This is a genomic window from Streptomyces sp. C10-9-1, from assembly GCF_024497955.1.
Lineage (GTDB): Bacteria > Actinomycetota > Actinomycetes > Streptomycetales > Streptomycetaceae > Streptomyces > Streptomyces sanyensis.
Genome location: NZ_JANHKP010000003.1, coordinates 433979 through 444497, shown reverse-complemented (window position 1 = coordinate 444497; position 10519 = coordinate 433979). Strand labels below are relative to the sequence as shown.

9 protein-coding genes are annotated in these 10519 nt (G+C 73.5%); 3 read left to right on the top strand and 6 right to left on the bottom strand.

Features of this window, described 5'->3' with window-relative positions; genetic code table 11:
- Positions 1–278 precede the first annotated feature (278 nt).
- Genes NPS70_RS06530 through NPS70_RS06520 form a run of 3 tightly spaced genes read right to left on the bottom strand, consistent with a single transcriptional unit; the run spans position 279 to position 3039 of the window.
- Positions 279–1055: an amino acid ABC transporter ATP-binding protein gene (locus NPS70_RS06530; protein ID WP_305885484.1), complete on the bottom strand. Its 777-nt coding sequence runs from the start codon at positions 1053–1055 to the stop codon at positions 279–281.
- Positions 1052–2032 carry an amino acid ABC transporter permease gene (locus NPS70_RS06525; protein WP_256523050.1) on the bottom strand — a complete coding sequence of 327 codons (981 nt, stop codon included), beginning with the start codon at positions 2030–2032 and terminating at the stop codon, positions 1052–1054. Before NPS70_RS06525 ends, NPS70_RS06530 begins: the two co-directional genes overlap by 4 nt.
- A 41-nt stretch (positions 2033–2073) precedes the next feature.
- Entirely contained in the window at positions 2074–3039 is a 966-nt protein-coding gene (locus tag NPS70_RS06520; RefSeq protein ID WP_256523049.1) for an ABC transporter substrate-binding protein, read from the bottom strand.
- 520 nt (positions 3040–3559) lie between these two features.
- Here NPS70_RS06520 and NPS70_RS06515 point away from each other — a divergent pair.
- The 3 genes from NPS70_RS06515 to NPS70_RS06505 all read left to right on the top strand — a co-directional run bounded on the left by NPS70_RS06515 (position 3560) and on the right by NPS70_RS06505 (position 7433).
- Entirely contained in the window at positions 3560–4771 is a 1212-nt protein-coding gene (locus NPS70_RS06515; protein ID WP_256523048.1) for an NADP-dependent malic enzyme, read from the top strand.
- 176 nt (positions 4772–4947) lie between these two features.
- Entirely contained in the window at positions 4948–5913 is a 966-nt protein-coding gene (locus NPS70_RS06510; protein WP_256523047.1) for a zinc-binding dehydrogenase, read from the top strand.
- An 86-nt stretch (positions 5914–5999) separates the two neighbouring features.
- Positions 6000–7433: a cellulase family glycosylhydrolase gene (locus NPS70_RS06505; RefSeq protein WP_256523046.1), complete on the top strand. Its 1434-nt coding sequence runs from the start codon at positions 6000–6002 to the stop codon at positions 7431–7433.
- Positions 7434–7499: 66 nt separating this feature from the next.
- On the opposite strand, the gene NPS70_RS06500 is transcribed toward NPS70_RS06505, so the two are convergent.
- The 3 genes from NPS70_RS06500 to NPS70_RS06490 form a co-directional block, all read right to left on the bottom strand.
- On the bottom strand, positions 7500–8480 hold the full coding sequence (locus NPS70_RS06500; RefSeq protein WP_256523045.1) for a PadR family transcriptional regulator: 981 nt from the start codon (positions 8478–8480) through the stop codon (positions 7500–7502).
- A gap of 1 nt (position 8481) precedes the next feature.
- Positions 8482–9348: a DUF4097 family beta strand repeat-containing protein gene (locus tag NPS70_RS06495; protein ID WP_256523044.1), complete on the bottom strand. Its 867-nt coding sequence runs from the start codon at positions 9346–9348 to the stop codon at positions 8482–8484.
- Between the two features lie 971 nt (positions 9349–10319).
- A complete protein-coding gene (locus NPS70_RS06490; RefSeq protein ID WP_128557595.1) occupies positions 10320–10499 on the bottom strand; it encodes a DUF6104 family protein in 180 nt (59 codons plus the stop codon).
- Between the last annotated feature and the right edge of the window lie 20 nt (positions 10500–10519).

The window sequence follows — 10519 nt, the reverse complement described above, 5'->3', positions numbered from 1 at the left end:
GCCGCGCCGGACGCACCCCGCCCCGCGGGCGGCGTCCGGCACGCACACCCGCTGCGTCGCCGGAGCCGCCCACGTGCGTCCCGTACGAGGATGGCCCTCCGCCGTGCGACCGCACGCACCGGACTCCGTGCACCCCGCCCTGCGGGCGGACAGCGCCGTGTGCCGGACGCGGCCCGGGCGGGGCGGCCGCGCCGGACGCCACGAGGGGCGGTACGGGCCACGGGCCCGTACCGCCCCTCGTGCTGGGGCCCGCGCCCGTCCGGTGCGGGCCCCTCGGCTCAGAGCACCTTCGACAGGAACGCCTGGGTGCGCTCGTGCTGCGGGTTGCTCAGGACGTCGCGCGGGTTGCCCGACTCGACCACCACGCCGCCGTCCATGAACACCAGGGAGTCGCCCACCTCGCGGGCGAAGCCCATCTCGTGGGTGACGACGATCATCGTCATGCCGTCCTCGGCGAGACCGCGCATGACGTCCAGGACCTCGCCCACCAGCTCGGGGTCGAGGGCCGAGGTCGGCTCGTCGAAGAGCATCAGCTTCGGCTCCATCGCCAGCGCGCGGGCGATGGCCACACGCTGCTGCTGGCCGCCGGACAGCTGCGCGGGGTAGTTCCCCGCCTTGTCCTTCAGCCCGACCCGGTCCAGCAGCTTCTCGGCACGCGCCCGGGCGACCGCCCGGGACTCGCCCTTGACCTGCACCGGCGCCTCCATCACGTTGGCGAGCGCCGTCATGTGGGGGAACAGGTTGAAGCGCTGGAAGACCATGCCGATGTCCCGGCGCTGCGCCGCGACCTCGCTGTCCCGCAGCTCGTAGAGCTTGTCGCCCTTCTGGCGGTAGCCCACCAGCTGGCCGTCGACCCAGAGCCGCCCGCCGTTGATCTTCTCCAGGTGGTTGATGCACCGCAGGAAGGTCGACTTGCCGGAGCCGGACGGGCCGACCAGGCAGAACACCTCCTGGGGGGCGACCTCCAGATCGATGCCCTGGAGGACCTTCACGTGGCCGAAGGACTTGTGGACGTTCTCCGCCCTCACCATCGGCTGTGCCGTCGTGGACGTCATACCGTCGTCCCTCCCACCTTGCTGGGCACGCGGAACGAGGTCAGCTGGCGCTTCAGCCGCTGGAGCGGCGTGGGCGGCAGCGCGCGGTTCGCGCCGCGGGCGAAGTAGCGCTCAAGGTAGTACTGCCCGATCGTGAACACGGTCGTCAGGGCCAGGTACCACAGGGAGACGACGATGTAGCCCTCCATGATGGCGAGCGTCCGGGAGCCGAACTCACGGCCGCGCAGGAACAGCTCCCCGTACCCGATGGCGAAGGCCAGCGAGGACGTCTTGAGCATGTTGATGAACTCGTTGCCGGTGGGCGGGATGATCACACGCATGGCCTGCGGCAGCACGATGCGGCGCATGGTCTTGGTGCTCTTCATGCCGAGGGCGTGCGCGGCCTCGGTCTGCCCCTGGTCGACGGACTGGATTCCGGCCCGGCAGATCTCCGCCATGTACGCCGCCTCGTTGAGGCCCAGCGCCAGCAGCGCGGCCACGAAGGGCGTCATGACCTGGTTCATCTCGTTCTTGTAGATGAAGCCGAGGTCCAGCGTCGCGAAGACGATGGAGAGGTTGAACCACAGCAGGATCTGCACCAGCACCGGGGTGCCGCGGAAGAACCAGATGTAGGCCCAGGCCACGGAGGAGAGCACCGGGTTCGGGGAGAGCCTCATCACCGCGAGCACGGTGCCGAGGACGACGCCGATCAGCATCGAGTAGACGGTGATCTTGAGTGTCTCCCAGGCACCCAGGGCGAAGGTGCCGTTGGTGATCTGCTCACCGACGACGCTCCACTGGATGTTCGCGCCGGCGAAGGCCTTCACCAGCAGTGCCACGAGGACCAGCACCACGGCGGTGCCGACCCAGCGGCCGTAGTGCCGGACCGGGATGGCCTTGATGGTGTCGGGCGCCGCCGCGGGGGCCTTGCGGGGGGACTCGCCCCCGCCGCCGTCCGGTGGGACGTCGGCGGGGACCTTGTCGAGGGGGTCAGTCACGAAGATGCTGCCTTACGTATGGAGGGGTCCGGAGCACCGGCTCACTGACCGGCGTTGACCGTGGCCTTCTCGATGGCGCCGGACTCGGCCTTCCACTCCTTCAGCACCTCGCCGTAGGAGCCGTCGTCGATGATCTGCTGGACGGCTGCCTGGAGGGCGTCGCGCAGCTCGGTGTTCTCCTTGCTCACGGCGATGCCGTACGGCGCGGCGTCGATCTGGTCGCCGACCACCTCGAAGAGGTTGCCGCCGCCCGCGTTGAGCGCGTTGTACAGGGCGACGGGGAAGTCGGTGATCACGACGTCCGCGCGCTTGGTCTGGAGCTGGGTGATCGAGTCGGTGTCCTGGTCGGAGATGAACTCCTTGATCTTGTCGTCACCGCACTTCGCCTGCTGGTCCTTGAGCAGGGTCTCGTTGGCGGTGCCGCGCTGGGCGGCGACCGTCAGCCCGCACAGGTCGTCGAGGGAGGAGACGTTCTCCGGGTTGCCCTTCTGGACCAGCAGCGCGGAGCCGGCCTTGAAGTAGTTCACGAAGTCGGCGCCGCCCTTGGCGTCCTCGGTGGCGCCCTGCTGGCGCTCCTTGGTGTCCGTCATGGAGGACATGACGATGTCGGTGCGGCCGTTGTTCATGCCCAGCACGAGCTGGTCGAAGGTGGCGTTCTCGAACTTGAACTCCACACCGAGGACCTCGCCCATGGCGTTGGCCAGGTCGATGTCCACGCCCGCGGGCTTGTTGTTCTCGTCCATGAACTCCATGGGCGCGTAGGCGATGTCCGAGCCGACGGTGATGACGCCCTTGTCCCTGATGGACTGCGGCAGCTTGTCGGCGAGCGGCGCGGTGGAGGTGGAGCCCGTCTCCTTGGTGCCCTCGTCGGCGCTGTCGGTCTGGTCGCCACAGGCGGTCATCAGCATGGCGCCGGCGACCGCGATGGCGCCTGCCACGACCATCCGGGACGTACGGGACGTCCTGGGCTTGGCGGCTCCGGCGCTGCGCTTGGTGCTTGCGGTCATGATCGGGGTCCTCCGGCGTGTGTAGAGGGATGTGCCAGAAGTCGTGGCACTCACCTTCGAGTGTCGCGACCTTGTGTGTTTTCGGCATCTTGCCATTCGGACTAGCCCAATCAGGGGCTCACGCATGTCAAAATCGGATAACGGGCACCCCCGAACGTCAGCAGGCGGCACATCCCGGCCGCATCTTTCGCTGGAAACGCCACGTCTCGCCGGAGGATCTCTTGCCGATGCGCCTTCTGGGTGGATTCCGCCGTACCGGCGCACTTGCCCCGGTTCCCGGCTATGAAGCGCGTCACCGCGGCGCAAACGACTCGTCTGCGGTGTGCTCCGTCCGGTAAGAAGGGTCCTTACACCCCTCATCCGGGGCTCAGGGCGCGTTGTGCGGCGCGCCCGCGCGTGCGAATCACGCCCTGTCCGGGCGGGCCAACCGCCCGGCGCAGGGTACGGACGCGGTGCCCGCCCACCCCTCCTCAACCAGGAGTGGCCACCCTCAACTGATGAAGACTTAAGGGGTCAACCCATGGCAGCGGAGATCGTCAATCCTCGCAGCGACGATGCCGACACGGAGAGTGCCGACGAGCCCTTCGATCCGGCGTTCGCCCTGCACCGCGGCGGCAAGATGGCCGTCCAGGCCACCGTGCCCGTGCGGGACAAGGATGATCTGTCACTCGCGTACACACCCGGCGTCGCCAGGGTGTGCACCGCAATCGCCGAGCGGCCCGAGCTCGTCCACGACTACACCTGGAAGTCCCAGGTCGTCGCCGTGGTGACGGACGGGACCGCGGTGCTCGGCCTCGGCGACATCGGTCCGGAGGCATCCCTTCCGGTCATGGAGGGGAAAGCGATCCTCTTCAAGCAGTTCGGCGGCGTGGACGCGGTCCCGATCGCGCTCGCCACCACGGACACCGACGAGATCGTCGACACCGTCGTCCGCCTCGCTCCCTCCTTCGGCGGCGTGAACCTGGAGGACATCTCGGCGCCGCGGTGCTTCGAGATCGAGCGCAGGCTCCAGGAGCGCCTCGACATCCCTGTGTTCCACGACGACCAGCACGGCACCGCCGTGGTCACCCTCGCGGCCCTGCGCAACGCGGCGAAGCTGACGGGCCGCGGTCTCGGCGATCTGCGGGCGGTCATCTCGGGGGCCGGCGCGGCCGGCGTGGCCATCGCGAAGTTCCTGCTGGCGGCCGGGCTCGGCGACGTGGCGGTCGCCGACCGCAAGGGCGTCGTCAGCCGCGACCGCGAGGACCTCACCCCGGTCAAGCGGGAACTCGCCGAGCTCACCAACCGGGCCGGGCTCAGCGGCTCGCTGGAGAGCGCGCTCGCGGGGGCCGACGTGTTCATCGGCGTCTCGGGCGGCACGGTGCCCGAGCAGGCCGTCGCGTCGATGGCGCCCGGGGCGTTCGTCTTCGCCATGGCCAACCCGAACCCGGAGGTCCACCCGGACGTCGCGCACCGCTACGCGGCCGTGGTGGCGACCGGGCGCTCGGACTACCCGAACCAGATCAACAACGTCCTGGCCTTCCCCGGCATCTTCGCCGGAGCCCTCCAGGTGCGGGCCGCCCGCATCACCGAGGGCATGAAGATCGCCGCGGCCAACGCCCTGGCGGACGTGGTCGGTGACGACCTGTCGGCCGACTACGTGATCCCCTCGCCCTTCGACGAGCGGGTCGCCCCGGCGGTCACCGCCGCGGTGGCCGCCGCCGCCCGGGCGGAGGGCGTCGCCCGGCGCTGACGGACCTGCCGCTCCCCGCACGCGGGCCGCCCCCGTGCGGGGGGCGGCCCGTTGCCCGTCCCGTGCACCGGGGCCCACCCGCCCGCCCCGTCCGCGCACCGCGGCGACACGCACGGGATGCGCGTCACACCGCTGCGTGGTTCCGCCACGCACCCCACCGCCCTACGCTCGGGGCCATGTTCGCCGCCTACGCAGCCCGCACCGACCGCGACCAGCCCCTGACCGGCCTCGAACTGGGCGAGCGCCCGGCCCCCGAGACCCGCCCCGGCTGGACCACCGTCACCGTCAAGGCCGCCTCGCTCAACCACCACGACCTGTGGTCGCTGCGCGGTGTGGGCCTCCCGCCGGAGCGGTTGCCGATGATCCTCGGCTGCGACGCGGCGGGGATCGACGAGGACGGCAACGAGGTCGTCCTCCACTCCGTCATCGGCCAGAGCGGCCACGGCGTGGGCCCCGACGAGCCGCGCTCCATCCTCACCGAGCGCTACCAGGGCACCTTCGCCGAGCAGGTCGCCGTGCCCACCTGGAACGTCCTGCCGAAGCCCAAGGAGCTGTCCTTCGCCGAGGCCGCCTGCCTGCCGACGGCATGGCTCACCGCCTACCGGATGCTCTTCACCAACGCGGGCGTGCGCCCGGGCGACTCCGTCCTGGTGCAGGGCGCCGGCGGCGGTGTGGCCACCGCGGCGCTGGTGCTGGGCAAGGCCGCCGGTCTGCGGATGTACGCCACGAGCCGTGACGAGGCCAAGCGCAAGCGGGCCGTCGAACTCGGCGCGGAGGACGCCTACGAGCCCGGCGCCCGCCTGCCGCGCCGGGTGGACGCGGTCATCGAGACGGTCGGCGCGGCCACCTGGTCCCACTCGGTGAAGTCGCTGCGCCCCGGCGGCACCCTGGTCATCTCCGGGGCGACCAGCGGTGACCGCCCCTCGCACGCCGAGCTGACCCGCATCTTCTTCCTGGAACTCAAGGTGGTCGGCTCCACCATGGGCTCCAAGGACGAACTGGAGGACCTGCTCTCCTTCTGCGCCGCCACCGGGGTGCGGCCGGTCATCGACCGCGAACTGCCCCTGGACCGGGCCCGGGAGGGCTTCGAGCGGCTGGCGGCGGGCGACCTGTTCGGGAAGATCGTCCTGACGGGCGCCTGACGCCCTCTTGAGGCACCGTCGGCCCGGCTGATGGGATCTCCGGCACAGTCCCGCGTCTCGTACGACCGACCGTGCCGGAGGTTGCCGTGTACCGCCGACTGCTCCCGCTGCTGGCCCTGCTGCTGTGCACCACGCTGCTCGAAGCCCCCGCGGCAGCCCGTGCGGACGGCCTCCCGCCGCCCGGCGCGCCCGCCCCCGCGGCGGCACCGGGCGGGGGTGTCCCGCCGCTCACCGACGAGCGGGGGCGGCTGCTGACCCTGCGCGGCTGGAACGTCGAGGACAAGGCCAACCGGGGCGAGGCCGCGCTCTCCGCGATCACCGAACGCCACTTCCGCGACCTGCGGGCCCACGGGTTCGGCTTCGCCCGCCTGCTCGTCTTCTGGGACGACCTGGAGCCGCGCCCCGGCCGCTACAGCCACGCCTACCTCGACCGGATCGAGCGCATCCTCGACTGGGCCCACCGCCACCGGGTCAGGGTGCTGATCGACGCCCACCAGGACGTCTTCGGACCGGCCTTCGGGCACCGGGGCATCCCCGCGTGGGCGACGCGCACCGACGGCCTGCCGTTCACGCCCCACCCGGACGACTGGTTCGCCGAGTACTTCGAACCGGCCGTGCAGCGCGCCTTCACCCACCTCTACGAGGACGCCGACCTGCGGCGGGCGCAGCAGCGCATGTGGCGCACCCTGGCCGAGCGGTTCCGCGGCCATCCCGCCGTGTTCGGCTACGACCTGATCAACGAGCCCATGGGCGAACTCCGGCCCGGCGAGGACCTGGCCGCGGCCGCCCGGCGGATCGAGCGCGAGCAGCTCACCCCGATGTACAACCGGCTGGCCCGCGCCGTGCGTGCCGTGGACCGCACCACCCGGTTGTTCGTGGAGCCGACGCCGATCGTCGGCGAGGGCGTCCCGACCGGTCTCGGGCGGATCGAGGACCCCCGGGTCGTCTACGCCCCGCACTTCTACAACACGGCCATGGAGGCCGGAGCGGACTACGACCCGTCGGCGGGGTGGATCGAGGCCTACGAGGCGGCCGCCACCGTCTACCCGCGCGCCCACGGCGTCCCCGTGGTGGTGGGGGAGTGGGGGCCGCTCAACAACGCCCTGCCGAACATGGGCCGCTTCTACCGGGACGCCCTCGCCTTCCTCGCCCGCTACGGATCCGGCTGGGCGGGCTACGTCTGGTGCTACGGGGGCGGCTACTGCGCCCTCGACGGGCAGGGCCGCTTCCGGCTCAACAAGGAGCGGACCGCCGCCCCCTACGCGGAGGCCCTGGCCGGCCGGGACCCGCGCGCGGCCTACGACCGCGACCGGGGGACCTACCGGCTGGCCTACCGGGCGCGGCCCGGCGTCACGGAGCTGTCCCTGCCCCCGCACCCGGGCGGGTGGCGCATCGCCGTGTCCGGCCCGGCGTGGAGCCCCGACCGGGTGGTGCGGCCGGGGCGCTCCGCCGTGGTCCGCGTCCTGGCCCGGCCCGGCGCCGCGGTGGAGGTGACCGCGCGGGCCGGGGCGCGGGACTGAGCCCCCGGACACGGGGGCGCCGGAGGCCGGGGCCGCGCAAGGGCCCCGGGCCCGCCGGTGGGCCGTTCAGCCCCGGTCGGGGCGCAGCACGGCAGAGAGGTGCGCCGCGGCCGTCGACAGGTGGCGCCGGGCCTCGGACAGCTGCTCGCGCGTCACTCCGCGGTCGCGCGCCGCGTCGCGCACCTCGTCCCGGAACCGGTCCAGCAGCCGCTCCAGCTCGCGGGCCGGGTCGGCGGAGCCGTCGCCGGCCGCGTCCTCGGTCCCGCCGGGGCCGGTGCCCGCCGCCGCGGGGCGTGCGCCCTCGGGTCCCGCGGCGCCCCGTGCCAGCCCGCCGAGCTGTCCGACCAGGTCGGACAGGCCCTGGCGCATGCCGGTGGGCCACTCACCCCTGGTGAGGCGCTCCTGCACCTGCTCCTGCACCTGACGGGCGATCCGCTCCATCTCGGCACGGGCGGTCTCCTGCGCCTCCCGTGCCTGCCGGCGTGCGGCCCTGGCGTCCTCCCTGGCCCGCCGCGACTCGTCCTTCGCCCGCCGGGTCTGCTCCTGCCACTCCTGCCTGGCGCGGCGCAGCTCCTCCTTGGCGGCACGCCACGCCTCTCCGTCGGGGCCGAGGGCGCCCAGGTCCCCGAGGCCGCGCCCGGCCCCCCGGGAGCCGTCGCCGCGGGTCTCGTCCGCGGCGGCGCGCATCTCGCTGCGCAGCTTGCCCGCCGCACCGCGCACGTCGTCGCGGATCTCGGCGGCCAGCTCGGAGACGGAGTCGCGGATCTCCACCTCCAGGTCGGCCAGCTCCCCGCTGCGCTCGGCGAGTTCGGCGCGGCCGGCCGCGGTGATCGAGTAGACCTTGCGGCCGCCCTCGGTGGCGTGGGTGACCAGCCCCTCGGCCTCCAGCTTGGCCAGCCGGGGGTAGACGGTGCCCGCGCTCGGCGCGTACAGCCCCTGGAACCGCTCCTCCAGCAGGCGGATCACCTCGTAGCCGTGGCGGGGGGCCTCGTCGAGCAGTTTGAGCAGGTAGAGGCGAAGCCTGCCGTGGGCGAAGACGGGGGGCATCTCAGAGAACCTTTCCTGCCGGGGCGTCCGCTGCCGGGGGTGTGCCGTCCTCGTCCGCCGGCGGCCTGCGCAGCAGCGCGATGGAGCCGGAGACGGTGGTGGCCCGGAGCCTCCCGGCACCCGATCCGAGGGTGCCGGTGATCTGCTTCGAGCCCCACTGCCCGCCGACCCTCAGGTCCTCGAAGGCGCTCGACAGGGTCCCGCCCGCGGTGCTGGCCTCGACCCGGGCGTCGGCCGGGTGCGGGAGGCGGATGGCGACCTCGCCGGTGACGGTGGTCAGCCGGATGTCGGCCGGGCCGCCCGCCTCACCCACGTCGACGACCATGTCGCCGCTCACGGACTCCGCCCGGACCGCGGAGCCGGCGGCCTCGATCACGGTGAGGTCGCCGGAGACGGACTGGTAGCGCAGGTCGCCGGTCAGGGCCTGGGCCTCCAGGCCGCCGGAGACGGTCTCGGCCTGGACGGCGCCGGAGAGGCCGACGAAGGTGGCGTCCCCGGTCACCCCGCGCAGGGCCGTGGTGCCGCGGATCCCCGAGACCACCGCGTTCGCGCCGACGGCGCCGACCTCGACGCGCGCCCCGGCGGGCACCACGAGGGAGACCACGGCACTGCGCCGCGGGCCCTTGGGGTCGAGCCACTTCAGCAGGGTCTTCCACGGCACGTCGTCGTAGCCGACGGTCAGCGTGCCGCCCTCGTGGGTGACGCGGAGGGGCGGGCCCTCGACCGCGGAGACCTCCAGGCGGGCGGAACCCTCCTCGCTGCCCACGACGTTGACCGTTCCGTCCACGATGCGCACCCGCAGGGTGGTCACCGGTTCGTCGAAGGCGAGTGTGCGGGGCTCGCCGACTTCCCATGCCGTCTCTGCCATCGTGCTGACCTCCCGGTCCGACGGGGACGCAACATATCGCGTCTTCTGCAAGACACGATATATCGCGGATTGCGGGTGTCAAGCGCCCCCGGTGCGCCCCGCCGGACCGGCGGCCCTGCCGAAGCGGGGAGAGGCCGGGCGGGACGGGCCGTGTGCCGCACCGTGTGCGGGGACCCCGTGCACGTGAGCGCGGGTGCCGCGCCGGTCCGGTCCCGTCCGGCCGCGGCCCGCCGGACCGCTCCGCCGCTGGGATCCTGCTCGCTGCGAAGCCGCGGCGGAGGGCCACCCGGGGGCGGCCGTGGACGACCGGGGGCGAGGCCGCCGAGGCGGCCTCCGGGTGGGCACGCCCTCCCTCCGCACCGACGGCCCCGTGCCCGCCCGGGGGCCGGACGCCGACCGCGCAGGCTCCGTCCCGGCCCGGGGCCTCCGCCTCCCGGTCGTCTGCGTCCGCCGCGCCGTGGCGGCTCCGCGCGGGGAGTGCGGGGCGACGCGCAGCGTCAGCGGCCGCCTCGGCCCCGACCCGGTGCCCGGCTCCCGGACCCACGCACCGCTGCTGCGCCCGGAGGGAACCGGGCGGGGGACGCCGCCGTGCTCGCCCCTACCGGTCCGGAGCCCGCCTCCGGTCCCGCGCCCGGCCGCGGTGCCGGGTACCCCGCCCGGCCCGGTCCTGCCGGGGCCCCGGAAGAGGGCGCCGTGGAGCCGGACCCCCGGTCCGGCTCCTGTCCGCCGCCCGCCTAGCGCTCTCCTCCCGGTCGCGGACCGGGCCCTCCGCCGCCGCACCCCGGGCCGGGCGCCAACCCGGGCCGGGCGTCGCGGGCGCCTTGCCGACGGACCGCGGCCGCCCCCACGGCGCCCGCGGGCTCCCGCGCCGCGCGGCAAGCCCCTGACGCGGAGCCGCGCCGTGCCCGGCGGACACACAGGAGCCCGGCACACCCACGGTGTGCCGGGCTCCCTGCGGCGGGGCGCGCCGCCTAGTCCTCGTCCTCGTCGTCGAGGCGGGCGAGCCACGTCGCGAGGCGCTCGACCGGGACCTCGAAGTCCGGGTTCAGGTCGACGAAGGTGCGCAGCTGCTCGGCGAGCCACTCGAAGGTGACCTCCTCCTCGCCGCGCCGCTTCTCCAGTTCCTCGATGCCGCGGTCGGTGAAGTACATGGGGACAGCGTACCCACCGC

Bases quoted from the DNA above. Each gene is read 5' to 3' on its own strand.
- NPS70_RS06530 (WP_305885484.1), bottom strand. From the start codon at position 1,055: ATGACGTCCACGACGGCACAGCCGATGGTGAGGGCGGAGAACGTCCAC.
- NPS70_RS06520 (WP_256523049.1), bottom strand. From the start codon at position 3,039: ATGACCGCAAGCACCAAGCGCAGCGCCGGAGCCGCCAAGCCCAGGACG.
- NPS70_RS06515 (WP_256523048.1), top strand. From the start codon at position 3,560: ATGGCAGCGGAGATCGTCAATCCTCGCAGCGACGATGCCGACACGGAG.
- NPS70_RS06510 (WP_256523047.1), top strand. From the start codon at position 4,948: ATGTTCGCCGCCTACGCAGCCCGCACCGACCGCGACCAGCCCCTGACC.
- NPS70_RS06500 (WP_256523045.1), bottom strand. From the start codon at position 8,480: ATGCCCCCCGTCTTCGCCCACGGCAGGCTTCGCCTCTACCTGCTCAAA.
- NPS70_RS06495 (WP_256523044.1), bottom strand. From the start codon at position 9,348: ATGGCAGAGACGGCATGGGAAGTCGGCGAGCCCCGCACACTCGCCTTC.
- NPS70_RS06490 (WP_128557595.1), bottom strand. From the start codon at position 10,499: ATGTACTTCACCGACCGCGGCATCGAGGAACTGGAGAAGCGGCGCGGC.